The sequence below is a fragment of the Bdellovibrio sp. BIS2 genome (assembly GCF_055398295.1).
The window spans coordinates 3413248-3436860 of the sequence record NZ_AP035879.1; the positions used below are offsets into that span (position 1 = coordinate 3413248).

Below are 23613 nucleotides of genomic sequence, written 5' to 3' on the forward strand. Positions count from 1 at the left end.
GAGCCTTTTTCATCAGCCTTAGTCGTCGTCGGATTCTGGTGCGATTTTCTGGATCATCTCTTTGAAAGTGGAGGTGTCCTCAGTCGGAACCTCCCGGCGATCCAGGGTGAACTTGATATATTTTACAAAGTTGTTTTCAAACTTCTGATTGATGGTGTCGCGGATAGGATCCTTCATAAAGATCATCTGCTGCATCCAGGACGAGTTTCGCACCCAAACGTACAAAACACCCCTCTGAAAACCCACCGGTTCGGCATTTTTGGCGATAGTCGGACCCACAACTTCTTCCCATTTTGCCCATAGTTTCCAGCGCATAAACTGCTCGGACAATGGCGACTTGCCATTTTCGAAAAGTCTCTGTAGTACTTCCGAGCCGATAGATAATTTGCCTTTGGGTTTCTGATTGGGATCCATGTAAGAAAAGGTCTACCACAAAGATGACAAATATCACTCAAAATCAAAAAATTACAGTCGTTGGAGCAGGGCTTGCGGGCTCAGAATGCGCTCTGCAACTAGCTGACATGGGATACAGTGTCGTTCTTTACGAGATGCGCGATAAAACCATGACCCCGGCGCACAAAACTCATAAATTCGCAGAACTTGTGTGCTCCAACTCTTTTGGCAGTTTGGGTGAACATTCCGCTCCTGGCCAATTGAAGTGGGAGGCTAAAAAGCTGAATTCTCACATCCTGCAGGCCGCCTTCGAGGCTCAAGTTCCGGCCGGTCAGGCTTTGGGCATGGACCGCGAGGTCTTTTCTGCCATCATGACTGAAAAAGTCAAAAATCATCCGAATATTGAAATCCGCAACGATGTGGTGAAGTCCTTAAACGACATCCCCCGTCCGGCAGTTATTGCCACCGGTCCGTTGACTCACGATGATCTGGCCGAAAGCATGCGCCAGCATTTTGGTGACGAATTCCTTTATTTCTTTGATGCCATTGCACCGATCATTGATGCGGATTCCATCAATACGGAAATCGCGTGGAAGGCCGACCGCTATGACAAGGGCACCGGGGACTACTACAACTGCCCGATGAACAAGGAAGAATACAACCGCTTCATCGAAGAAATCCAAAAAGCGCGCAAGATCGAACCAAAAGACTTCGAGACTACAGAGTTTTTTGAAGGCTGCATGCCGATTGAAGTGATGGTGGATCGTGGCCCGCAGACTTTGCGTTTCGGTCCGATGAAGCCGATTGGCTTGGATGACCCTCGCACCGGCCGTTATCCATGGGCCGTGGTTCAGCTTCGTCAGGACAACAAAGAAGGCACAGCCTATAACATGGTGGGCTTCCAGACCCGCATGGCTTACGGCGAACAGGTTCGTGTGTTCCGCATGATCCCGGGCCTTGAAAACGCCGAGTTCCTGAAACTTGGAAGCATTCACCGCAATCTGTTCATCAACTCCCCGAAGCGTCTGAACAAGGACCTTTCCAGCAAGAATGATCCTTGGTTGTTCTTTGCCGGTCAGATCACGGGTGTTGAAGGTTACTTTGAATCGACCTGCACAGGCTTGATGGTGTCCCGGTTCCTGAATCAGAAATTGAAAGACCAGCCATTCAATCCTCCGCCGCGCGAAAGTGCCTTTGGTTCTTTGCTTGAAGCGATCACGGATCCAACCCGTGCAGAACACTTCCAGCCGACCAATATCAACTTTGCTTTACTGCCACCACTGGCGGAAAAAGAGCGCGACAAAACCCTGCGCAAAGAAAAACAAATCACCATCGCCCGCAATGCGATGGAGCAGTGGAAACCATAAAAAACAAAAGGCCCCATCCGGGGCCTTTTTATTTAGGAAATTTCCATTTCGCGTTTTAGTTTCCAGTCGAGCGTGGGAGCATCCACTTCCGGTTTGAAGTGCTGACGGCAGCGTGCTTCGTACGCGTCATGAGTTCCGACCAGAACCTGACCGTCGCCACCCGCCGTTCTTTGCGTGCGGCTGGCTGGAGACCCACACACCACACACACGGCATGTTGTTTGGTCACGCTTTCAGCCACGGCCATCAACGTCGGCATGGGTTCAAAGGGTTTCCCCTGCCAGTCTGTATCCAGACCCGCGATGATCACACGCAATCCGCGGTCTGCCAGATCCTGGGCGATCTGCACCAGGTTTTGCCCAAAGAACTGACCTTCATCGATCCCCACCACTTTCGTGTTGGGTTTTAGAAGGTTCCAGATTTCTTCAGCATCGTGAATCGGAGTGGAATCAATGGTCGTCAGATCGTGGGAAGTCACGGCCATCTCGTTGTAGCGTTTATCTATAATAGGTTTGAACACCTGAATTTGCAGGCGCGCGAATTCCGCACGGCGCAGGCGACGGATCAGTTCCTCGGTCTTACCGCTGAACATGGAACCAACAACAACCTCAACCCAACCACGAGTGTGAACATAAGAAAACTCAGACACTAAAACCCTCCTTTTAGTGGCCATTGGCAAAAACGATCGTGGAATCTGGCGGAGGAGTCAACGCTCCAGACAGGCTTTTTCAACTAGCTTGCGTCATAAAAACGAGCGATTTCTGGGTTTCTGACGCCAGCCTGTAAGCGTCGCCGAGGACTGAGCTTTTTTACAATTTGCCGGGGATTTTGTGCAAAAACCGCGCGCTTTTCACATTTAAAGACACAAATTCGGTGCTTAATGCTTGCACTGGCGGCGCGCCAAAGGATAGCACTGCCCCACGCTATGGGAACGATTTTAAGATTAAGACAGAAAATCGCCCGGGCCTTTCTAATCGGAGGCCTTGGGTTTACCACGGTCGCCATGAATGGCTGCGACGCCATGATTATGGACGAACAGGAGAGCTTGGCTCAAGTTCAGTCCAAAGGTGAAATCGTGGTGCTGACCACGCAAAGTCCTCTTATATATAGTCAGCCCAAACGCGGTGGGGCTTTCGGGATCGATCACGATCTTTTGGAAAACTTCGCCACCCGCTACAACCTCAAGTTGAGGTACGTGGTCCTTCCGGATGAGGACTCGGTGTTGCGGGCGCTTTCTAAAGGCGAAGGGGATATCGCCGCAGCCCGCTTGAGGACTCCTCACAATATGACCGGTTTCCTGACCGGCCCGGCTTACGAAGAAACTTATCTTAGCCTTTACTGCCACAAGAAGGCCCAGATCCAGAACATCCAGGATCTGAATGGCAAAAGCATCTCACTGCTGCAAAAAGACAATTATCTGGGATTGTCACAACGTCTGACCCAGCTTTCACCCCAAGTGAAGGTTGAAATTCAGGAAAACATCAAAACCCAGGATCTGATCGCCAGCCTTGCCCAGCGCAAGAACGACTGTGTGATCGCAGAAAACTTCAGCGGTGATTTCTATGCCCGCTATCACCCCTCGATCGAAAAGGTCACGGACCTGACAGCCCCTTACTCTTTGAGCTGGCAGCTATCACCGGACAACTCAAGTCTGCTTCACCTAATGCAACACTGGTATCAGCAGGCGTCCCGCGAAGACGAAATCATGCGCATCCTGGATCGCTACAAAACGTATCTGACCCAGTTAGACAAGCGCGACATCGCTCAGTTCTTCAAAAAAATTCGCACGACGTTGCCGACTTATAAAGAGGCCTTCCGTGATGCTGGTCGCGAACACAATCTGCCTTGGCAGTTGATCGCCTCTGTGGCTTATCAGGAATCGCACTGGAATCCGGAAGCTCGCAGTTTCACCGGTGTGCGTGGTCTGATGCAATTGACGACTGACACTGCTTTACATGTGGGTATTGAAGATCGTACCGATCCACTGCAAAGCATCTGGGGCGGATCTAAATACTTGCGTTCATTGATGAACCGCGTGCCTTCCCACCTGAACTACAAAGACCGTCTGGCTTTGGCGCTGGCAGCCTACAATGTTGGCTGGGCTCATTTAAAAGACGCTCAGAAGCTGGCCGAAAAAATGGGGCGCAATCCTTATTCCTGGAGACACATGCGCGAGATTCTGCCTTTGCTGGCGGATCCGGAATACGCCGCAGAGTTTGAATACGGACCGGCTCGCGGTTACGAAACCGTGGATTTCGTGGAGCGTGTTAAATCATTCTATAATCTGATGAACGCCGCCGGATAAAAATAGAATTTCTTTAGGAATGTTGCCGATCTAAAATTTGCTATATACTGCCTCTGTGCTGACAATAAAACACAATGGCACAACTCCCGTTGCGAATCTGCATTTATATCTGTGTTTTAAGCATCGGTCTGTTTGCCGGCTTTGTGCTTTACTTTGCTTTCTTTGCCAGCCAGGTTCTGGCGCGCATGCCCTTGGAACAATATCTGGAGTTTTATCGTGTGGCCGAACCCTTGTTTGAGCCCAAGGTGCGTCTGGCCTATCTGACAATGGTCGTCTCAGCTTTAGCCTGGCTGATACTTCGTCGTAAAAAATGGCGTTCTTTTGAATTTATCTGCGTGGCTTCATCTCTGTTTTGCTTATTGGATGAAATCATCCTGTCCTACAAAGGACACTACAAAATCAATATCATCCTGCGCGAAGCCGGTCGTACCGGTTCAGTGCCCACGCAGTGGTTGTCCTTGCGCGAAGAATGGACTCTTTTCATGTTCTTCCATCTGCTGATTATCACTGCGGGATTCATTCTGATTTTGATGGCGCTGTATTTTTATCTGGAAGGCGAAAAGAAGATGTCACCAGAAACAAAAAACCCCGGGGGACACCCGGGGTTGAAAAGTCTATTCCACCGTCACTGACTTCGCCAGGTTGCGTGGCTGATCCACGTCGTAACCCAGATTGCTTGCCAGGTGATAAGACATCAACTGCAAAGGTATCACTGACAGGATTGCATTCACTGTCCAGTGAGCTTTTGGAATAGCCAGATAGTGCTCGCTGATCTCGCGCAGTTTTTCGTTATCACCAGTTCCGATAGAAATCACCTTGCCACCGCGGGCGCGGGCTTCTTCCAGATTGCTGATGGTTTTTTCGTATAGGTGATCCGTCGGAGCCACCATCACAATCGCCATACGCTCATCAATCAACGCCAAAGGACCGTGCTTCATTTCGCCAGCGGCATAACCTTCCGCGTGCATGTAAGCCAGTTCTTTCAGTTTCAAAGCCCCTTCCATTGCAATCGGGAAGCTGGTGCCACGGCCCATGTACAGGAAACCGCGGAACAACTTCAGACTGGAAGCCGCTTCTTCAAAGTATTTATCGTAAGACAAAACACCTTCCATCTGACTTGGAACCGCCAGAAGGGATTTCACCAGCTCTTTTTCCTCTGCTTCGTTCATCACCCCGCGAGTGCGCGCAATGGCGATTGCCAAAGTGTTCAGAACCGCCATCGTGCTGGTGAAGGCTTTCGTGGAAGCCACGCCGATTTCAGGACCCGAGTTCATGTACAAGTGCCCATGCGCTTCACGGTCGATCGTGGAGCTCTTCACGTTGCAGATACTCAAAGTGGTCGCGCCCATTTCTTTGGCCATACGGATGGCCGCCAAAGTGTCAGCTGTTTCTCCGGATTGAGAAATTGTGATCACAAGGCTTTTTGCCGGGATCACTGGATTGCGGTAACGGAATTCGCTGGCGATGTCGCATTCAACCGGAACTTTCGCCAGTTGTTCGATCAGATATTTACCGACGTTCCCGGCATAGTTGCTGGTGCCGCAGGCGATGATGAACACACGCTCAATACTCTTGAAAACTTCCTGGGTTTTTGCCCAGTCGGCCTTCGCATCAAGCTCCTCCAGCTTTTGCACGGACTGTCCACCGAAGCCGACATTTTTCAAAGCCACAGAGAACGTCTCTGGATTCACGTGCGGTTCGATCGCTGCCGCCACCGCGCGTGGCTGTTCATAGATCTCTTTCAGCATGAAGTGGGAATAGCCCTGCTTTTCAACCATTTCCGGGTTCCAGTTCAGCTCAACCACTTTCTTCTGGATCGGGAAACCATTGGCAGAGAAGAACTGAACATCAGCCCCCTTGATGGAAGCCACTTCACGGTCTTCAAGATAAACGAAGTTTTTCGTGTACTGAATCAAAGCCTGCACGTCGCTGGCCACGAAGATTTCTTTGCTGCCCAGGCCGACCACCAACGGCGGGCCGTCTTTGAAGGCCACCAAACGGTCCGGTTCCTGCTCCCACATCACCAGGATCGAGAACGCGCCACGGATCTTTTCCAGCACGTTCTGAACGGCCTTGAACAGATCCTTGGTCACTTCCACTTCGTTAGCGATCAAGTGAGCCACAAGCTCCGAGTCCGTGTCAGAAGTGATATCCGCACCCTGGGCCTTCAGTTCTTCGCGAATATCCAGATAGTTTTCGATGATGCCGTTGTGAACCAGGCTGATTCCGCGCACCTGGTGCGGATGGGCGTTGCGCTCGGAAGGCTTGCCGTGGGTCGCCCAGCGGGTGTGACCAATACCGATGTGGCCGTCGAATTTTTCAGTCGCCAGTTTGTCTTCCAGGGCTTTCAGCTTGCCTTGGGCGCGCACGCGTTTGGTTTTGCCGTGGTCCAGAATGGCCACCCCGGCACTGTCGTAACCGCGGTATTCAAGTTTTTTCAGACCACTCACAATGATATCTTTAGGATTTTGTGGACCCAAGTAACCAACAATTCCACACATCTTACACCTGCTCTTTTTCTTCAGTTTCCGCAGTTTTCGCGGCGTAGTTTTCTTTTACAAATTGTTTTCCACGGGCCACAGCCAATGCTTTCGCCGGCACGTTTTTGGTGATCGTGGAGCCGGAACCGATGATGGCATCATCGCCGACTTCAATAGGCGCCACAAACTGAGTGTCGCTGCCCACGAAGACGCGGTTTCCGATTTTCGTTTTATATTTCTTTTTATCAGCGGCGTAGTTGCAAGTTATAGTTCCGCAACCCACGTTCACTTCCTCGCCAATCTCGGCATCACCCAGATAAGTCAAATGACCCGCTTTGGATTTTTTGCCGAACTTGACCTTTTTCATTTCAACGAAGTTGCCAACATGAGCTTCCTCGAAGATTTCAGTTTCCGGGCGCAGACGCGCATACGGTCCCGCAGAAACCTTGTTGTGCAGTTTGGAACTTTCCAGATAGCTACCGCCACGAATCTGCACGCTGTCGCCGATTTCACTGTCAGAAATAAAGGCGTTGGATTCAATCACCGTGAAAGAGCCGATTTTGGAACGGCCACGGATAAAGACATTCGGATAGATCACAGTGCCCGCGCCGATTTCCACGCTTTCTTCCACATAGACGGTGCGCGGATCAATCATCAGCACACCTTCTTCCATCAGACGCAAAGCTTTGCGCTTGAACAGCAGACGGGTGGCGCGCGCCAGTTCAAGCTGGTTGTTCACACCCACCGCCACTTTCGGCGTGGACTGGATTGCCTGCACACGGCACTTGTCCTGAATGCACAAAGAAATCAGGTCCGTGATGTAGTATTCTTTTTTTGCGTTGTTGTTGGAAATCTTTGGCAAATAATCAGCAAGGATGGACGCCTTGACGATATAGATGCCGGTGTTGATCTCGCGGATTTTCAAAGCTTCGGCAGAAGCGTCTTTGGCTTCCACAATCGCCGCCAGGTCACCCTTGTGGCGCACGATACGGCCGAACTCGCCCGGATTTTTCAAGACCGCAGTCACCACGGCCAGATCGCATTTTTCGTCGCGGAAAATGCGCACGAAATCCTTGATGTCGGAAGCTTCAATCAGCGGGTGGTCCCCGTTCATGATAACGACCACGCCCTCGATGGTTTCCGGCTTCGCACAGCGAACCGCGTGGGCGGTGCCCAGTTGTTCATCCTGCACGTAACAGGCAACACCCATTGGCTCCACAACCTGACGAACCAGATTCTGACCATGACCGACAATCACGCGCACTTCGGCAGCGCCGGCCTGTTTGGAGGCTTGAATCACTTTTTCAATCATCGGACGGCCCGCTACAGGATGAAGGACTTTCGGGAGGGGGGACTTCATGCGAGTTCCCTTGCCTGCCGCAAGAGCGATAACCGTCAACTTCTCAGATGCATTTGCTGACATTTCGAAACTTCCTTTTAAAAGCTTTTCTTATCTGAAAAAAACAGGCTTAATTGTCTCATGCAAGCAAAAATTTTTCACCAAACTTCTTGGGCCACCACCTCTCAGGGAACTTCCATTGAGCTGTATAAAAAATCACACAGCCTCAGTGACTTTTCTGAACGCCCGATCCTGTTTATCGGCGGTGTGCATGGCGACGAACCCGAGGGGGTCCGTCTGGCAGAAGAGTTTTTGCACTGGTTGAAGCAGGAGGAAGCCGCCAACAGCGGTCGCCTGCGCCCGTGGATCCTCATTCCCTGCATCAATCCCGACGGCTACGGCAAGAATCAGCGCACCAACGCCAATGGCGTCGATCTGAATCGCAACTTCCCGTGCCGGGACTGGAGCCCCGAAAGCAAAGCTCCTCGATACTATCCTGGCCCTTCGCCTGGGAGTGAGAGGGAAGTTCAGGCTCTGGTAAAACTCATTGAGGACGAAAAGCCACAGCTTATAGTACACTTTCATTCGTGGGAGCCTTGCGTTGTCTATACGGGAGCTCCGGGCAAACAGGCGGCCGAGATTCTGGCCACCGGCACCGGCTATGAAGCCCGCGAGGACATTGGCTATCCGACCCCGGGCAGCCTTGGACAGTATGGATGGATTGAACATCAAATTCCTGTGATCTGCATCGAAGAGCAAGAGCACATCGATCTGAATCTGGTCTGGCCTCACTTTAAGCCGGGCCTGGAACTTCTGATCACGGGACGGAATGTATAAATGACAAAGTACAAAAGCATCGCCTTCGATTTGGATGACACTCTGCTAGATACTTCAGGTTTGCTGGTGCCTCGCGCCTCCCAGCGGGCCTGCGAAGCTATGCTGGCAGCCGGTTTGCGATGCACTTTGGACGAATGCATGAGCGCCCGCGAAGAGCTGGCCAAAGAACTTTCCCACACCGAAATTTTCACCCAGATTGCCAACCGCTTTGGCACGAACCAAAAAGGCAAGGCCATCCACGACGCCTTGGAGGAATTCTACAACCCTCTGGTGCCGGAAACACTTCCCCTGCTGGAAGGCTCTTTGCAGAATCTGGAAGCTTTGCGCGGACGCTATAAACTGTTTTTAGTCACGATGGGCTCCCGCCCGTCGCAGGAAAAAAAGATCAAAGCCCTGAACATCGCCGGCTTCTTTGACGGCATTTACATTCTGAACGGCTTTATCGGCGAAAAGAAAGACAGTGCCTTCCGTGAAATTCTGCGCACCCAAGGTCACGACCCAAAACATCTGCTGAGCATCGGAAACCGCCTGTCCAGCGAGATTCGCGACGGCAAACGCGTGGGCGCTGACACCTGCTATTTCGCCTATGGAGAACACACCGGCGAAAAACCGATGTATCCGGAAGATCATCCTGACTTTACCATCACTCACCACAAGGATCTGATCCCGACATGCGGACTTTGAAAGCCGGCTTCCTGCTTATTGGTCCCTGGGATGCGCGCCTGCAAGAGCTGGGTGCTCACATCGCCACGGACTTAAATCAGGCCTGGCACTGGATCCAGGATTCCACCTATGACGTGGTGGCTTTGTCAGTGACTCTGATTCTGGGTAAAAAATTTCCCGAATTTTACGAAGAGGTCAAACGTGCCCATCCGGCCACGCAGTTTATCGCCGTGGTTCCGGCGGACTTTTCCGCCAACCAACTGGCGCTGCTGCATGAGGAATTCACATTCCTGCGGGTGATGGAAAGCTTTCAGGATCCGGATCTGGAAACACATTTGTTTTCAGCTTTGGAAGAGGCCAATCAGCGCAAACAGGATGAAAACCTCGCCCTTTTGATTCGTGAACAGACAGCCCAACTTAAACGCCTGCAAATCGAACTGGAAGAACGGGTTCAGAAAAGAACCAAGTTTCTAACCGAGGCCCGCCGCAAACTTTTCCTGACCAATTCGCGCATTGAAGGTTTCAAACGCGCGTTGATGGCGGTGCACGAAGCCAGCTCCGTTGTTGAAATCGAGCAACTGCTGAATGATTCCCTGGCGGCAACAGTGCAGACATCGTGGATTCGTTTGTTCTTCCATCCCCAGGACGAACTTTTTGCCAAACAGGTGCAGACCCAACTGAGCTTCACCCAGTTTCAGGTGCCGCTGTTCCGCCAGCATGAAAAAGTCGGTTCGATCTTCTTTTTGCGCGCCCCGGACCATCCTTTTTCCAAGGATGAAAGTGACTTCCTGACCCGCGTGGCCGAGGCCGTGGCCCTGGCGCTGGATCGTATTCAGAAACTGAAAGAATCTGAATCCATGAAGGAACAATGGGAGGCGACATTCAACTCGATGTCCGACCCGGTTGTTCTGATCGATACAAATTATGACATCATTCAGTCCAACAAGGCCCTGAATGAACGCCTGAGCGAAAGCAAAGAGGAAACCTCGCGCAAATGCTACAAGGTATTATACAACCGCGATGAACCCTGCCCGGGCTGTCAGCGCGGCTCCAACTTCCGCGTGCAATCGCGCAGCGCCGCCCGCACCTTTGAAGTCTATTCACAAAGCCTGCTGCTGGATTCAGAAAAACCGCCGGTGTTCGTGAACCTTTATCACGACGTCACCCAGCAACTGAAAATGGAACGTCAGATTCTGGAATCCGCCAAGATGGCCGAACTGGGAACAATCGGATCCAGCATCGCCCACGAACTGAACAATCCTCTGGGCGGGATTTTGTCCTTCACCCAGTTGATCAAAATGGACATGGACCCCCAACATCCCCTTTATCCGGATGTCGTGGAAATGGAAGCCGGCGTCCAGCGCTGCAAAGAAATCGTGCAGAACCTGCTGGGCTTTACCCGCGACCCCAACGCCGACCGTGAGGGTGCAGTCAGCTTGAAAGAAGTCTGCCTGCGGTCCCTGAAAATCGTCGAACTTCAGACGAAATCCCAGGGGATCGAGGTCAAACTGCACTTCCCTGCGGATGATATCGTCATTCGCGGACATTTGAACATGCTGGCCCAGGCACTGAAAAACATCCTGCAGATATCCATTGACCGGGTTACTGATCGTATCCGTCACAACAAGGACTTTAAGGCTCTGATGGACATCGAAATCCTGACGACCGATGGTGTGCCTGAAATTCTGGTTCACGATAACGGCACCCCTGAGAAAAGCACCTCCATGCCTTTGGGTTTGGGACTTTCCGTTGCGTCTCAGATTCTGCGCGATCATGACGCCAAACTGGAAATTCTTCCTGACAAAACCGCCGGAAACGGTGTTAAGATTTCCTTCACTCCGACACACACGCCCTAGGTCTTAGGACACTTGTTGGAGCAGAGTCTTTCTCTTATCCTGAAGACTCGGAAACGAGGACCACCTTGGCATTTAAAATGAATCGCACCCTGACACTGTTGCTGTTCTCAACCGGTGTTGCGGCCACCCTGACGGTTTTCATCCTGAAATTCCTGGCCCTGAAGGAATATCGAGAAACCATTGCACTCTATGAAAAAACCGAAGCTCTTATTACTCTGGTTCAGGCCGTGGAAAAATCCACACTGGATCTGGAAACCGGCCAGCGCGGTTACGTGCTGACGCAGAACGAACAGTTTCTGAAGCCGTATCTGGATGCCAACGATGCGATCGAAAAGGAATTTGAACTCCTTGAAAAGAGTGCTCCGGCAACTCTGAAGGCCAGCCCTGAGTATCAATCCATGTCCGCTCTGGTTCGCCAGAAAATGGAAATTTCAGAAAACGTCATCAATTACGTGCGTGTTGGCAAACTCAGCACCGCGATTGCTTTGGTTAAATCCGGCCAAGGCAAGGATGTCATGGACCAGCTACGTGAAGCGGTTAACACGGTCATCACTAACGAACGCGCCCGCGTGCTGGCACTGAAAAAGGAATCCGAAATCACAGCCCAGCGGAATCAGTTGTGGCAGGTGCTGGGCACTGCTATGGCCTTTTTGCTGATCATCGTGGCTTATGTCATGACAGAATTTGAAGGCCGTCAGCGTCGCCGGCTTGAAAAGCAACTGGTCGAAGCCCGCAACGAAGCCCTTCAGGCTTCTCATATGAAATCAAGCTTCCTGGCCAATATGTCCCACGAAATCCGCACACCGATGAATGGAATTCTGGGCATGACCGAAGTTCTGCTGGATCAGAACCCAGAATCGGGAATCAAAAAGAAAATTCAAATCATCCGCGAATCCGCCCTGAACCTGCTGTCGCTGATCAACGGCATTTTGGATCTTTCAAAGATTGAATCCGGCAAACTGGAACTGGAAGAAAGCTATTTTGAGCCGCGCAAGCTGGTTCAGGAAGTCATCAACACCGTTGAATACTCTGCCAAATCCAAAGGACTGGATCTGCATGCCTCGGTCAGTGAACAGACGCCGGCAGCGTTTTCAGGGGATGTCCTGCGCCTGCGCCAGATCCTGATCAATCTTCTGGGGAATGCCATCAAGTTCAGCTCTGAAGGCACCGTCAGCCTGATTGTAAACTCTTTCCGCAGTGATCAGTCCCGCACCATGCTGCAGATTCAGGTCAAGGATCAGGGTCTGGGCATGGACGAAGCGACTTTGAAAAAAATCTTTTCTCCGTTTGAGCAGGCTGACAAATCCACCACCCGCAAATTCGGCGGTACCGGTCTGGGCCTTTCCATCACCAAACAACTGGTGGAGCTGATGAACGGCAAGATCGAAGTGGAAAGTAAACCCAACGAAGGCTCCATCTTCTGGGTGACCCTGCCCCTTGAGGCGATCAACGTGATGCCGGAAAACCAGCGCCCCAGCGAATCACAAAGCTATTCATCATCCCAGGCCCCTCTGAAAATTCTGGTGGCCGAAGACAACATGACCAATCAGGAAGTTGTGAAAGTCATGCTGAGCCGACTGGGACACAAGTTTGACATCGTCAACAACGGGAAAGAGGCTTTGGAGAAAACCCTTTCCAGCACCTACGACATTATCCTGATGGACTGCCACATGCCCGTCATGGACGGTTATGAGGCCGCGCAAAAAATCACGGAACGCTTCCCGCAATGGTGTCAGGGGCCGGCCGTTATTGCCGTCACCGCCAACGCCATTCGCGGCGACAAAGAAGCCTGCCTGGCTGCCGGCATGTGTGACTATCTGTCAAAACCTCTGACCTTGGCAGAGCTTGATGAAAAACTGGCCCTGTGGTCACGTCATCTGAAATATGCGGCAACCCAGGTGGTTGATCCCAAAGCCATGGAAAACCTGCGCCAGATCAGCCCGGATATGGCTGACGACCTGATGAAGCAGATTCTGCAGGCATGGGGTAAAGAGGCCCCTGCCTATGTGGTGGAGATGATCGAAGCGGAAAAACGCGGGGATCTGAAAGACCTTGCTGACCGCGCCCACTATCTGAAATCAAGCTGTGTGAATGCCGGCCTGCGTGTCATGGGTCAACTGTGCAGCGATATCGAAAAGCAGGCCCGTGCGGGCACCAAAGAAGAGCTTCGTTATCTGCTGCTGCAACTTCGCTCTGAATACAAGATGGCCTGCACGCATCTGTGGCGCTCAGAAATGCTCGAAGTACCACAACAAGGAATTTCCACATGAGTTTTCAACGCATTAAATGTCCGACTCTGGTAATTGACGACAACAGCACCGACCGCATGATCATGGTGGCGGCGCTGGACACCCTGGGCTTTAAGAATATTCTTGAAGCCGAAGATGGATCCATCGCTTTGGGAAAATTGGAAAATGCCTTTGATACGCTGAACCCCGTGCAACTGATCTTTTTGGACTGGCGTATGCCCAAGCGTGATGGTGCCGCCGTTTTGCAGGAACTGAAACGGTCGCGAAAATTCAAATCCGCGAAAGTCATCATGACCACCAATGTGTCAGATGAAAACTCGGTGAAGTCCGCCTTGAAAGACGGTGTGGATGACTACATCGTTAAACCCGTCACTTTGGACCTGCTTCGCAAAAAGATCGAAAACCTGGGCTTCTAGCCCTTGCCACCCCACAGACAGGGGTCTTTGCGAATCCCCTGTCAGGTCTGCCCGTCTTTTAATCAGTTCTTTCTGATAAAATTGGAATACCCAAGTCTTCTTTAGCTGTTAGCAATTTCCATGGGTTTTGGCAGGCCTTGCTTCACGAGAAAAAGCTCGAATTTTCCTCGCCTCTGGCCCAGCGAAATCTGGCATTTTTTTCCCACCCCCGTCCAGTTTTATGGTCCTGAAAGCCTTGCCAGGCGCGGATTTTTTGACAGTCCCGTCAAAATCCCCTTATCCTGATTTTAGGCGGTTTCTTCCGCCAAGAACCCACCATGGAAGGAAGGTTCATGCGTAGCCAACGTGTCCTGATATTAGATGATGAGTCTTCACTCCGCACCGCTCTGTTCCGGGTGCTGGATCGCAAAGGCCTGAACGTCATCACCGCCAATAAAATCGAAGAAGCCAAAGTTCTGTGCCAGGGTGACAGCCCGGTGGATCTGGCCATTGTCGATTTGAATCTTCCAGATGGCGACGGCATCGAGTTCATGACTTATCTTAAATCACTCACACCGGCGACTGAAGTGATCATCCTGACTGGTCATGCCACTATTGAATCCGCGATTCGCGCGACTCAAAAAGGGGCCTTCCACTTCGTGACCAAACCCTTCAATCTTGAAGAGCTGATGAGTCTGATTGAAAAAGCCCTGACGCACAAAAAACTGCAGCAGGAAAATCAGCAACTGCGCTCGGAGCTGAACAAGAAATACAAATTCGACCAGATCATCGGAACCAGCGACCAAATCCAGAATGTTCTGCGCATGATTGAGCGCGTGGCTGATTCTGATTCGACAGTTCTGGTGACCGGGGAATCCGGGACCGGGAAAGAACTGATTGCCCGCGCAATTCACTATAACTCCTCCCGCGCACAAGGGCCTTTTGTACCGATTAACTGCGGTGCGATCCCTTCTGAACTTTTGGAAAGTGAACTGTTCGGTCATATGAAAGGTGCCTTCACCGGCGCCATTGCCAACCGTGTGGGCCGCTTTGAAATGGCTGACGGGGGCACGATCTTCCTGGATGAAATCGGTGATCTTGAGCCGTCCCTGCAAGTGAAGCTTTTGCGCGCCCTGCAGGAAAGGAGCTTTGAGCCGGTGGGATCCACCAAAACTGTCAGCGTGAATGTGCGTGTAATTGCCGCGACCAATCTGAATCTGGAAGAAGCGGTTGAAAACGGCAAATTCCGTGAGGATCTGTTCTATCGCCTGAACGTGATTCCGATCACCGTTCCGGCTTTGCGCGAACGCAAGAGCGATATTCCGCTGCTGCTGAATCATTTCATGGATATCTTCAATAAAACCAAGGGCCGCGGTCTGACCGGCATCACTTCTGATGCTTTGGACTGTCTGGTGAATTACCCTTGGCCAGGAAACATTCGTGAACTTGAAAACCTGGTGGAGCGCATGACGATCCTTAAAGGCCAGGGTCAGGTGGACATTTCCGATCTGCCTTTGAAATACAAATCCGGCAAAACGGCTTCGACTGAAATCGGCGGCCTTGAAATTCCGGATGTGGGTATGGACTTTAATTCGGCGGTGGACGCTTACGAAAACGCCCTGATTCTGAAAGCCCTGGAAAAAACAGGCTGGAATCGCAATCAGGCAGCGGCTTTGCTAAGACTGAACCGCACAACTCTGGTAGAGAAGATCAAAAAGAAAGGTCTGACCCCGCCAAACGAAATCACCCCGACTTAAAAAAACAAAACCCGCTGTTCAAAGCAGCGGGTTTTTTCATTTCAGGGCTCTTTATTCAGATTTTCAATGATCAGCGGGTATTTGGACAGGTCTCCGGTCAGCGCTTTGCGAAAGGCACTTTCAATCCGCGGCAGATCCGACTGGAACTTTCGCGAAAAAGTCAGATACAGCGGCACTTCCAGAAAAACTGTTTTACCCATGACAATACTGCTTTTGCCTTCGGGGTGAGAATCGACGGCACTCAATCCCACTTCCTGGATGGCGACAAAATAGTCAATCTTGCCACTCATCAGATCCACCACACTTTGCAACGGACTTGCGGTGTTGATGAACTTCAGTTTGCGGCGGGTTGCTTCTTCTGTGAACGCCATATTGTTATTGGAAATACCGCCCTTGAACTTTGCCAGTTTGGTTTCGTCAAATCGTGTGTTGTTACCCTTGAAAAAAATGCGCCCCCGAGTGCGAATAATCGGAAATGACAGACTGACGGTCTTATCCCGCTGCTCGGTCCAGGTCTTGTCGTCATAGGTAATGGCGTCGATCTGTCCATCGGTCAGCATTTTATTGGGGGGACTGCCTTGAGTGTTGCGGATGCTGACTTTGTATCCCACGCTGGACATAGTCTGATTGATGAAGTCCTGATACTGCATGATGGCTTTAATGCGTTTGACATGAAAGGGCAGCCCCATCACCACAGGCTTGGGCGACTGCAAAGGCGACTGTTCAGCCATCGCCATTGAGCTTACAAAAAATACAAGTATAAAGGCCCATTTCATGGCGCCATCCTAGCAAAGCTCTGAGGTGCTTTGCAAATTGCGAAAATAAAAAGTATCGGGCGAAGACAATTGCGCGGACAGGTTTGCCCCTGTTCCCAACATCGGACAGCAGTTCACCCAAGAACGATTGAATTTTAATTGAATTATGCCTCTGGCTTGCAATCCATTGCACCTGAGGTGATTCATGAAATTCTTACTGATAACAATGTTCCTGTGTATGTCCTGTCCTTCCGGTGTCTGGGCGTTGACCGAAATCGAAGCCAGTTCATCCTTGAAAACCCTGCGCACCGAATGCGCCCGAGTGGAAGAGGCTTACGCAGACTTTGCCTGCGTGCGAATTGAATTTTATCAAAGCTCCGCACAGGACTTGGCGGCGGATTTGGAGGAACTGCGGGACCTGAATGACTGGCACATGCGTCCGGCCACATGGTCTCTGATGATCCAGACCCTGATGGCCTCGATGGAAAGTCAAATTCGCCGTTACGACGACCTCGATCAAATTGAAGTCATGCAACGAACCAAAAGCAAAAATCATTGGGAACTGTTACAGCTTAAAGAGGGCCTGGAAAACTTCTGGGTCGACCCGGACACGTATTGGTTTCCGAGCGTCAATGCGGTCAGCTTTATCGCCGTGAATATCACCAAATCCCAGATCCTGGTGATATCCCACGGCGAGCGAAATTAGCTATTTTTTGGTGGGAAACAAATGCAGCATTTCAAACAGTGCATCCATGCCAGCCAAGGCCGTGATGTCTGCATGGTCAAATGGAGGCGAAATCTCCACCACGTCACCACCGACCAGATTTGGAATCTTCAGCGCACGGAAGATGCGCTGAACTTCATAAGTCGTCAGCCCCCCTGGAACCGGTGTGCCGGTGCCCGGAGCACAGCTTGGATCCAGATTGTCGATGTCATAGCTGATGTAGGTCGGCGTTTCATCAAACGTCGGCAGGGTTCTTAGGAAATCGTTGATCGGCTGGTTGCGGATCTCATCCACGGTGATCACACGAATGCCGTGTTTGTTCACGAAGCTCAGATCATCACCACCGGCCAGCGGTCCGCGAATACCGATTTGCACCATCTTCTTCGGATCCACCAGACCTTCTTCGACAGCGTGACGGGCAAAGGCCCCGTGGTGGTATTCCTGACCCCAGGCTGCCGGATACGTGTCCAAGTGGGCATCAAAGTGAATGAACGCCAACGGCTTGCCGTATTTTTTTCTTAAAGCACGCAGTACCGGCAACGTTGTGGAATGATCCCCGCCCACCGCCAGGAAACGTTTGTTGTGACTTAAAACTTCACCGACAAACTTTTCGATTTTTTCGTAAGTCTGCTTTTGATCAATCGGCACTGTGGGACAATCACCGATGTCGGCCACCTTCAGGTTTTCAAAGAAATTTTCCATGCGGGTCATATGGAAGCCACGCCCCAGACTGGACACATCGCGCACCTTCGCCGGAGCAAAGCGCCCGCCCGGACGATACGACACCCCACCGTCATACGGGATACCAAAAATCCCGACTTCGTAGTCGGCCTCGATTGAAACATACGGCAATCTGAAGAAAGTTTTAATTGCGGAAAAACGCGGGAACTCGCGTCCGCTCAGCGGTTTGTATTCCATGGTGCTCCTCACTGACTGAAATAGCCCGGTTACAGCCTTATTCTACCCCTGTGTCGAGCCCCGGGCAATGACGCCCCTTGACTCTGCCTTGGGCTGTTGACTACATTACCGCGCATGGCGGCCCAACACGATTACAAGACAGATCACAAGCAACTGACCCAGTGGTACAACAAGAACAAACGTTCCTTGCCATGGCGGGAAAACAAGAACCCGTATCGTATCTGGCTTTCAGAAGTCATGTTGCAACAAACCACCGTTGTTGCCGTGATTCCCTACTTCGAAAAATTTCTGCAAAAGTTCCCGACCGTTCAGGATCTGGCCAAGGCCCCTGAAGCGGAGGTGTTGGAAGCCTGGGCGGGTCTTGGTTACTATTCCCGCGCCCGCAATCTGCATAAGGCCGCTAAAGCGCTGGCCGCCGGCGGCTTTCCCAAAACCGCCGCCGAACTGCTGGAGCTTCCGGGCTTTGGCCCTTACACCTCCCGCGCGGTCGCAAGCATTGCCTTCGGTGAAAAAGTCGGTGTCCTGGATGGAAACGTCATTCGTGTTTTGTCCCGTCGTTATGGCCTGAAACTGGAATGGTGGAACGGCAAAGGTCGTGATCAATTGCAAAAGATCTCGGACGAACTGTCCCTGCTCGGGCAGGCGGATGTCGTCAATCAGGGACTGATGGAGCTTGGTGCCACCGTGTGCACTCCGCAAAAAGTCATGTGTATGCTGTGCCCGTGGGCCGCGACCTGTGTGTCCCGCGAAAAAAATCTGGTGGAAAAGCTGCCCCTGAAAAAGCCACGCAAAGAATCCGAGGTCTGGGTCTGGAAACCAGTGGTTGCAATCAAAAACCAAAAGGTGGCTTTGGTACAGAATGACTACGCCCCCTTCCTGAAGGGCCAGATGATTTTCCCAGGGGAAATCAGCATGGAAAAAAACAAGCCCAAAGCCTATGATGCCAAACACAACATTACCCATCATGATATCTTTATTCAGATCACTGAAAAGAAATCACTGACGGGCAAAAACCTGCAGTGGGTTGATTTGAAAGAACTGAAGAAGGTCAATCCTTCTTCCTTACTCCAGAAAGTACTGCACAAGGTTGAAATATGAAGTGGATGAATCCGGCGATCGTGGCCCTTTGTTTTCTTGCAACGGGTTGTTCACATTTGAGTGTCACCAAAGACGTTCTGACTCCGGATTATCTGCTGGCCAAAGGCTCCAAACAAATCACGTTTCTGGGTGACAATGATCATCCGCGTTTTTCCGAAGACAACGACAAACTGATTTACACCAGTCGTGGCCGTTCATCCCACAAAGGTTCACAGATCTACGAAATGGATCTGGCTAAAAACAAAGAACGCCGCGTGACCTTTTCTGATGGTGATGCCTTTGATGCGATCTATATCAGCGCTTCCGAGATTCTTTATTCCTCCACAACGGATGAAATCAAAGAAAGTCCGCTGCTGAATAAAAATTTCGACAAAGAATATCCTCCGTCAGACTTGTACATGAGTGATCTTTACGGCACCGAGATTGTGCGTCTGACCCAGCAGCCGGGATATGACGGGCAAAGCCTGTTCATGACCCATGCCTTGAAGCCTGCCATTCTGTTCACGTCCCGTCGTGGCGGCCTGACGGGCATCTATCGTCTGGATCTGAAAAATCTGCCGGTCAGTCTGATTTCAGCGGAAAAAGACAAAGACAAACGCTATCCAACCCTGTCCCCTGATGCCAAACAACTGGTATGGGTCGAAAAGGATCTGAAGGCCAACACGCAAAGCCTGGTGGCCTTCAAGCTGAAAGAAAAGATCCCCGTGGTTTTGAAAAGCCAGGAGGGCGAATACCGCGATTTGCAGTTTGCTCCACGCCCCCCGGCCCGTCTGTTTTACAGCATCCTGCGCAAGGGTGAAAAGCAGTGGCAGTTGGAAGCGTACGACCTTGAAAAGCAGTGCACGCAGGTTGTATTCAAAGGCAATGACTCGTTGGCCTCCCCGGTGGTTTCCAATGAATCCCAGGAGCGTCTGGCGTTTACTCGCAGCTTTCAGGACAAGAAACAAATTTACATTGTCACCTTGCCCGCAGATTTAGGCCCTTGCCTGGAACCCGCCCCTTCAGATACCCTGAAGAAGTGAGAAATCTGCTTGGTTTACTGATCCTTTTACCGATGTCTGCCTTGGCGGCGCCTTTTCCGGCGACGAGCTCTTCGGCATTGACCAATCCGGAAAAGGGTCTCTATTTCCTGCACAAGGGTTTCACCCTGAAAACCGAAGGCACATCCTGGATCCCGGTTGCGACCTCTGAACAAAGCCTGCTGGATACCGTCCGCTTTGCCGCCAAAGACAACGGTAAAGGGGTCTTGAGCATTCGCACTGACAAAGTCGCAAAAACCGCGTCCCTGGAGCTTTACACACGCAAATGGATGCGGGATTACCCGAACTATGGCTTTGAGGTGATCTCGGCGAAGAACTTCGAACTGAACGGCAGTCCCGCTTTGGTGGTGGACATGCTATCCCGATCCAAAAACAAACAAATCCGTCAGGTGGTTTTGAAAAACCAGGACCGTGTGGCGATCATGACCTGCCTGGATGACAAAGCCACCTTCAGCAAGTCCCTGCAAAGCTGCAATCAGATCATGAAGTCGTTCTCTTGGAATGAAGAGGAAAAAAAGCCAGTAGCGGCTCCATCGACTCCGGCTCCAGCCACCCCGACGACCAAACAATAGACCCACGAAAGCCTTCACTGGCGCGTGTTCCACGTAAATCCACGCCATAACGAAATTAAACCGGCTGAACTTTAGACGACGCCTTGGAAAAAGGTGAATCCAAAGACGCCACCTTGTGAATTGCCCCCTTGTGCTTTAACTCTATTAAAAATTCGCAAGGTGGATTCATGATTTTTAAAAGATGGGGCTTGTTGCTTCTTTCCTCGGTTCTTGGCCTTTCTTCCGTGGCGCACGCGGAAGAGTTCTGGAAGTTCCAGGACTTGTATGCCGAGAACACGCAGCCTGATATCTTCAGTCATAAGTATTCTTACAACAACGCCGCTCGCCCCGAAAAACTGGGGGGTGTGATCCACATTCGTTTTAAAGACGCCCGTGACGTTCCTGAAATGTTCAGACAGTTCCTGCCCGGTGAAGACTTTGAACGTCCACGCGGTATCAGCGTTTATCTGGCCGTCACCAACGATTACAATCTGCTGAATCCAATTGCGGTGGGTGCTGACACTGATGACAACGGTTATACTCATGGATCAAAACTTTCCATCGGTGGCTTCCTGCCAACGGGTCATTACCTGCAGTTCGATGCAACTTCTGATTTGTACACTCGTGAAATCGAAGGCACCGCCAAACAACTTCCTGATGGCGGCCGTGGTATTGACCAGCACTTCACGAACGAAAACGTTCTGAAGTTCGTAATCGACAATATCGACAATGCCCGCGCTGAAACCTTCTACTGGAAAGCCGAAGCCGGCTGGCAGCAACTGCAGTCTGATTCCCGTGGCAACGTGCTGACAGCCGCCAACCAGCAGGACAAGTTCCACCAGATGGTGAACAACCTGAAGCCAGGTCAGACCAAAACGCCAACCTATATCAGCGACGGGCAGAAAACCCGTGACGGCATGATCATGGGTCTTTATCTGGGTATTGCGAAAGAATACGTGAACGCGAAAAACACCTGCCGTGCCCGTGCTTTCACCGAACTTGGCGGTCGTGGGTCCACCATTGATGGCGCAAGCTACGTGGCTGCCAATGTCGGTGGGGTTTTGTGGTGTCAGGCCGGCCCAAGAACACTGACTTACAGAGCAGAGATCGGTCACAACTCCAAAGGTTTCCAGGATGGCTATCAGGGTTCAGGCTATGTGGATCTGTCCACGGGTAAAAAGAACTGGCGCATTGGTTTCCGTCTGGAACAGACTCACGGAACTTTGCACAACTATCAGACCTACAACGGTCGCAACATGGAAACCGGAAAAATCGATCCTACTTTCACGATCTATTACCGACACTACTTCCAGTAGTTTTCAAAACTGGAAAAAAACTTAAAAGGGAGTCACGGCGACTCCCTTTTGTCACTGTGTCTGTGGCTTTTTCGCGCGCCACACCCTAAAAGTTCATTCTTTCACATTCTAATCTGGCACATTCCGCGCAGCACCTTGTTTCAACACTAAAAACAAAGGAGCTTTTATGCGCAAGTTTATCGTTCTAGCGGCCCTGTCCCTGATGTTCTCTGCAACGGCACAGGCCAAACAAAAGGCCGTTATTATCGTCAGCGCCTACAACGAAATCACCATCATCGACAAGGCGACAAAAATTCCCGCCAATTTTCTTTTCACCGATAAAATCTGCTACACGGGAACTCCGGAAGAAGCAGAACAGATCATTCAGAAAACAATCAAGAACAGAACAGGCTTTACACTGGTTGATATCAGAGTCTGGGATAATTTGGGCAAAATCATATTGTTTGCGCAGATCGAAACTGACAGACAGGCGACAGTCGAAGTCGTGCTAAAACCTTGTAGCAAATAAACGACTGAAAAGAAAATGCCGGCAACAACTCTGTCGCCGGCATTTGTTTTTTAATTGCGGTTATCGCGAAGCCACTGGGCCATATCCAGGGCGAAGTACGTAAAGATCACATCTGCACCAGCGCGACGGATGGAATAAAGAGTTTCCACCATGCCGCGGGTTTCATCCATGATGCCGGCCTTGTGCCCGGCCTTGATCAGGCTGTATTCACCACTGACGTTGTAAGCCGCCACTGGCAGGTTGGTGTGGGCCTTCACTTTCGCGATCACATCCAGATAACTCAAGGCAGGTTTCACCATGACCATGTCAGCACCCTCTGCCACATCCAGGTCAATCTCACGCAAAGCCTCTCGCGTGTTGCGGAAATCCATCTGATAGGTTTTTTTGTCGCCAAATTTTGGTGCTGAATCCAAAGCCTCACGGAACGGACCATAGAAGCACGACGCATATTTCACCGAGTAAGAAAGAATCCCCGTGTTGATGAAGCCCTCGTTGTCCAAAGCTTCACGAATCGCCCCCACACGGCCATCCATCATGTCCGACGGGGACACGATGTCTGCTCCGGCGCGCGCATGAACCAGGGACATCTTCGCCAGCAGCTCGACAGTTTCGTCATTCAGAATTTTGCCATTTTCAACCACACCATCGTGACCGTCAGAGGAATACGGATCCAAAGCCACGTCCGTGATCAAAGTCACGTCCGGGAACTTGTCGCGGATCATTTTGAGAGTCGTTGGCATTAAGCCGTTCGGATTCAAAGATTCTGTTCCGTACTTGTCTTTTTTGGACTCTGGCAGGGCTGGGAACAGATCGAAGGATTTAACTCCCAGACCCACGGCTTTTTCGATCAGTTTCAAGGTCAGGTCCGGGCTCAGGCGGAAAATGCCCGGCATTGTGGAAATGGCCTGCTGTTGGTCCTTTCCATCCACCAAAAACAGGGGTAAAACCAGCTGCGATACACGCAGTTCGGTCTCAGCCACCATTTGGCGCAGAGCTTCTGTAGTGCGATTTCTTCTCGGTCTTTGAGTGAGTTTCATAATCGGCCTCCACCCTGGGGTCTTAAA

General features: G+C 51.2%; 22 protein-coding genes. 15 read left to right on the forward strand and 7 right to left on the reverse strand.

What is annotated here, in order from left to right:
- Positions 1-18 precede the first annotated feature (18 nt).
- Positions 19-414: a DciA family protein gene (locus ACZ520_RS16195; RefSeq protein ID WP_088564129.1), complete on the reverse strand. Its 396-nt coding sequence runs from the start codon at positions 412-414 to the stop codon at positions 19-21.
- Positions 415-437: 23 nt separating this feature from the next.
- Here ACZ520_RS16195 and trmFO point away from each other — a divergent pair, with 23 nt between their 5' ends.
- A complete protein-coding gene (gene trmFO / locus ACZ520_RS16200) occupies positions 438-1760 on the forward strand; it encodes a methylenetetrahydrofolate--tRNA-(uracil(54)-C(5))-methyltransferase (FADH(2)-oxidizing) TrmFO (RefSeq protein ID WP_464126525.1) in 1323 nt (440 codons plus the stop codon).
- Positions 1761-1792: 32 nt separating this feature from the next.
- Here trmFO and ACZ520_RS16205 read toward each other — a convergent pair whose 3' ends face one another.
- Positions 1793-2407, reverse strand: a complete 615-nt coding sequence (locus tag ACZ520_RS16205) for a thymidine kinase (RefSeq protein WP_038448527.1) — start codon at positions 2405-2407, stop codon at positions 1793-1795.
- A 276-nt stretch (positions 2408-2683) separates the two neighbouring features.
- Between ACZ520_RS16205 and mltF the strand changes: the two genes are divergently transcribed.
- Positions 2684-4063, forward strand: a complete 1380-nt coding sequence (gene mltF / locus ACZ520_RS16210) for a membrane-bound lytic murein transglycosylase MltF (protein ID WP_464126527.1) — start codon at positions 2684-2686, stop codon at positions 4061-4063.
- Between the two features lie 74 nt (positions 4064-4137).
- Positions 4138-4695: a hypothetical protein gene (locus ACZ520_RS16215; RefSeq protein ID WP_464126529.1), complete on the forward strand. Its 558-nt coding sequence runs from the start codon at positions 4138-4140 to the stop codon at positions 4693-4695.
- Here the strand turns inward: ACZ520_RS16215 and glmS are convergent.
- Both glmS and glmU read right to left on the reverse strand, forming a co-directional pair.
- Positions 4678-6564, reverse strand: a complete 1887-nt coding sequence (glmS, locus tag ACZ520_RS16220) for a glutamine--fructose-6-phosphate transaminase (isomerizing) (protein WP_464126531.1) — start codon at positions 6562-6564, stop codon at positions 4678-4680. The genes ACZ520_RS16215 and glmS overlap by 18 nt on opposite strands.
- A gap of 1 nt (position 6565) precedes the next feature.
- On the reverse strand, positions 6566-7966 hold the full coding sequence (gene glmU, locus ACZ520_RS16225; protein WP_374031283.1) for a bifunctional UDP-N-acetylglucosamine diphosphorylase/glucosamine-1-phosphate N-acetyltransferase GlmU: 1401 nt from the start codon (positions 7964-7966) through the stop codon (positions 6566-6568).
- A 57-nt stretch (positions 7967-8023) separates the two neighbouring features.
- Between glmU and ACZ520_RS16230 the strand changes: the two genes are divergently transcribed.
- The 6 genes from ACZ520_RS16230 to ACZ520_RS16255 all read left to right on the forward strand — a co-directional run bounded on the left by ACZ520_RS16230 (position 8024) and on the right by ACZ520_RS16255 (position 15639).
- Positions 8024-8719, forward strand: coding sequence for a M14 family murein peptide amidase A (locus ACZ520_RS16230; protein WP_417868195.1), 696 nt, complete (start codon positions 8024-8026; stop codon positions 8717-8719).
- Positions 8720-9403, forward strand: coding sequence for an HAD family hydrolase (locus tag ACZ520_RS16235; RefSeq protein ID WP_088564119.1), 684 nt, complete (start codon positions 8720-8722; stop codon positions 9401-9403). It abuts the gene before it with no gap.
- The gene (locus ACZ520_RS16240; RefSeq protein WP_464126534.1) at positions 9391-11238 is read left to right on the forward strand and encodes a PAS domain-containing sensor histidine kinase; all 1848 of its coding nucleotides are present in this window, start codon (positions 9391-9393) and stop codon (positions 11236-11238) included. The genes ACZ520_RS16235 and ACZ520_RS16240 overlap by 13 nt, the downstream gene beginning before the upstream one ends.
- A gap of 77 nt (positions 11239-11315) precedes the next feature.
- Positions 11316-13508, forward strand: a complete 2193-nt coding sequence (locus tag ACZ520_RS16245; RefSeq protein ID WP_464126537.1) for an ATP-binding protein — start codon at positions 11316-11318, stop codon at positions 13506-13508.
- On the forward strand, positions 13505-13903 hold the full coding sequence (locus ACZ520_RS16250) for a response regulator (RefSeq protein ID WP_417868194.1): 399 nt from the start codon (positions 13505-13507) through the stop codon (positions 13901-13903). The genes ACZ520_RS16245 and ACZ520_RS16250 overlap by 4 nt, the downstream gene beginning before the upstream one ends.
- Before the next feature lie 332 nt (positions 13904-14235).
- A complete protein-coding gene (locus tag ACZ520_RS16255) occupies positions 14236-15639 on the forward strand; it encodes a sigma-54-dependent transcriptional regulator (protein ID WP_088564116.1) in 1404 nt (467 codons plus the stop codon).
- Between the two features lie 41 nt (positions 15640-15680).
- Here ACZ520_RS16255 and ACZ520_RS16260 read toward each other — a convergent pair whose 3' ends face one another.
- The gene (locus tag ACZ520_RS16260; protein WP_464126540.1) at positions 15681-16415 is read right to left on the reverse strand and encodes a type 2 periplasmic-binding domain-containing protein; all 735 of its coding nucleotides are present in this window, start codon (positions 16413-16415) and stop codon (positions 15681-15683) included.
- A gap of 184 nt (positions 16416-16599) precedes the next feature.
- Between ACZ520_RS16260 and ACZ520_RS16265 the strand changes: the two genes are divergently transcribed.
- Positions 16600-17100, forward strand: coding sequence for a hypothetical protein (locus ACZ520_RS16265; protein WP_464126541.1), 501 nt, complete (start codon positions 16600-16602; stop codon positions 17098-17100).
- Here ACZ520_RS16265 and speB read toward each other — a convergent pair whose 3' ends face one another.
- Positions 17101-18036, reverse strand: a complete 936-nt coding sequence (gene speB / locus ACZ520_RS16270) for an agmatinase (RefSeq protein ID WP_088564113.1) — start codon at positions 18034-18036, stop codon at positions 17101-17103.
- 114 nt (positions 18037-18150) lie between these two features.
- On the opposite strand from speB, the gene ACZ520_RS16275 reads away from it, so the two are divergent.
- The 5 genes from ACZ520_RS16275 (at position 18151) to ACZ520_RS16295 (ending at position 22549) form a co-directional block, all read left to right on the forward strand.
- Positions 18151-19134, forward strand: coding sequence for an A/G-specific adenine glycosylase (locus ACZ520_RS16275; protein WP_088564112.1), 984 nt, complete (start codon positions 18151-18153; stop codon positions 19132-19134).
- Positions 19131-20156: a TolB family protein gene (locus tag ACZ520_RS16280; protein ID WP_416479918.1), complete on the forward strand. Its 1026-nt coding sequence runs from the start codon at positions 19131-19133 to the stop codon at positions 20154-20156. Before ACZ520_RS16275 ends, ACZ520_RS16280 begins: the two co-directional genes overlap by 4 nt.
- The gene (locus ACZ520_RS16285) at positions 20153-20746 is read left to right on the forward strand and encodes a hypothetical protein (RefSeq protein WP_232469007.1); all 594 of its coding nucleotides are present in this window, start codon (positions 20153-20155) and stop codon (positions 20744-20746) included. The genes ACZ520_RS16280 and ACZ520_RS16285 overlap by 4 nt, the downstream gene beginning before the upstream one ends.
- A gap of 167 nt (positions 20747-20913) precedes the next feature.
- A complete protein-coding gene (locus tag ACZ520_RS16290) occupies positions 20914-22041 on the forward strand; it encodes a hypothetical protein (protein WP_088564110.1) in 1128 nt (375 codons plus the stop codon).
- Between the two features lie 166 nt (positions 22042-22207).
- Positions 22208-22549, forward strand: a complete 342-nt coding sequence (locus ACZ520_RS16295) for a hypothetical protein (protein WP_088564109.1) — start codon at positions 22208-22210, stop codon at positions 22547-22549.
- 50 nt (positions 22550-22599) lie between these two features.
- Here ACZ520_RS16295 and hemB read toward each other — a convergent pair whose 3' ends face one another.
- Positions 22600-23586: a porphobilinogen synthase gene (gene hemB / locus ACZ520_RS16300; RefSeq protein WP_464126545.1), complete on the reverse strand. Its 987-nt coding sequence runs from the start codon at positions 23584-23586 to the stop codon at positions 22600-22602.
- Positions 23587-23613 lie beyond the last annotated feature (27 nt).

What these genes read in the sequence shown, in the direction of transcription:
- ACZ520_RS16260 (WP_464126540.1), bottom strand. Translation starts at nt 16,415, where the DNA reads ATGAAATGGGCCTTTATACTTGTATTTTTTGTAAGCTCAATGGCGATG.
- ACZ520_RS16275 (WP_088564112.1), top strand. Translation starts at nt 18,151, where the DNA reads ATGGCGGCCCAACACGATTACAAGACAGATCACAAGCAACTGACCCAG.
- hemB (WP_464126545.1), bottom strand. Translation starts at nt 23,586, where the DNA reads ATGAAACTCACTCAAAGACCGAGAAGAAATCGCACTACAGAAGCTCTG.
- mltF (WP_464126527.1), top strand. Translation starts at nt 2,684, where the DNA reads ATGGGAACGATTTTAAGATTAAGACAGAAAATCGCCCGGGCCTTTCTA.
- ACZ520_RS16265 (WP_464126541.1), top strand. Translation starts at nt 16,600, where the DNA reads ATGAAATTCTTACTGATAACAATGTTCCTGTGTATGTCCTGTCCTTCC.
- ACZ520_RS16295 (WP_088564109.1), top strand. Translation starts at nt 22,208, where the DNA reads ATGCGCAAGTTTATCGTTCTAGCGGCCCTGTCCCTGATGTTCTCTGCA.
- ACZ520_RS16240 (WP_464126534.1), top strand. Translation starts at nt 9,391, where the DNA reads ATGCGGACTTTGAAAGCCGGCTTCCTGCTTATTGGTCCCTGGGATGCG.
- trmFO (WP_464126525.1), top strand. Translation starts at nt 438, where the DNA reads ATGACAAATATCACTCAAAATCAAAAAATTACAGTCGTTGGAGCAGGG.
- ACZ520_RS16245 (WP_464126537.1), top strand. Translation starts at nt 11,316, where the DNA reads ATGAATCGCACCCTGACACTGTTGCTGTTCTCAACCGGTGTTGCGGCC.
- ACZ520_RS16290 (WP_088564110.1), top strand. Translation starts at nt 20,914, where the DNA reads ATGATTTTTAAAAGATGGGGCTTGTTGCTTCTTTCCTCGGTTCTTGGC.
- ACZ520_RS16255 (WP_088564116.1), top strand. Translation starts at nt 14,236, where the DNA reads ATGCGTAGCCAACGTGTCCTGATATTAGATGATGAGTCTTCACTCCGC.
- glmS (WP_464126531.1), bottom strand. Translation starts at nt 6,564, where the DNA reads ATGTGTGGAATTGTTGGTTACTTGGGTCCACAAAATCCTAAAGATATC.
- glmU (WP_374031283.1), bottom strand. Translation starts at nt 7,966, where the DNA reads ATGTCAGCAAATGCATCTGAGAAGTTGACGGTTATCGCTCTTGCGGCA.
- ACZ520_RS16195 (WP_088564129.1), bottom strand. Translation starts at nt 414, where the DNA reads ATGGATCCCAATCAGAAACCCAAAGGCAAATTATCTATCGGCTCGGAA.
- ACZ520_RS16250 (WP_417868194.1), top strand. Translation starts at nt 13,505, where the DNA reads ATGAGTTTTCAACGCATTAAATGTCCGACTCTGGTAATTGACGACAAC.
- ACZ520_RS16280 (WP_416479918.1), top strand. Translation starts at nt 19,131, where the DNA reads ATGAAGTGGATGAATCCGGCGATCGTGGCCCTTTGTTTTCTTGCAACG.
- ACZ520_RS16235 (WP_088564119.1), top strand. Translation starts at nt 8,720, where the DNA reads ATGACAAAGTACAAAAGCATCGCCTTCGATTTGGATGACACTCTGCTA.
- speB (WP_088564113.1), bottom strand. Translation starts at nt 18,036, where the DNA reads ATGGAATACAAACCGCTGAGCGGACGCGAGTTCCCGCGTTTTTCCGCA.
- ACZ520_RS16230 (WP_417868195.1), top strand. Translation starts at nt 8,024, where the DNA reads ATGCAAGCAAAAATTTTTCACCAAACTTCTTGGGCCACCACCTCTCAG.
- ACZ520_RS16215 (WP_464126529.1), top strand. Translation starts at nt 4,138, where the DNA reads ATGGCACAACTCCCGTTGCGAATCTGCATTTATATCTGTGTTTTAAGC.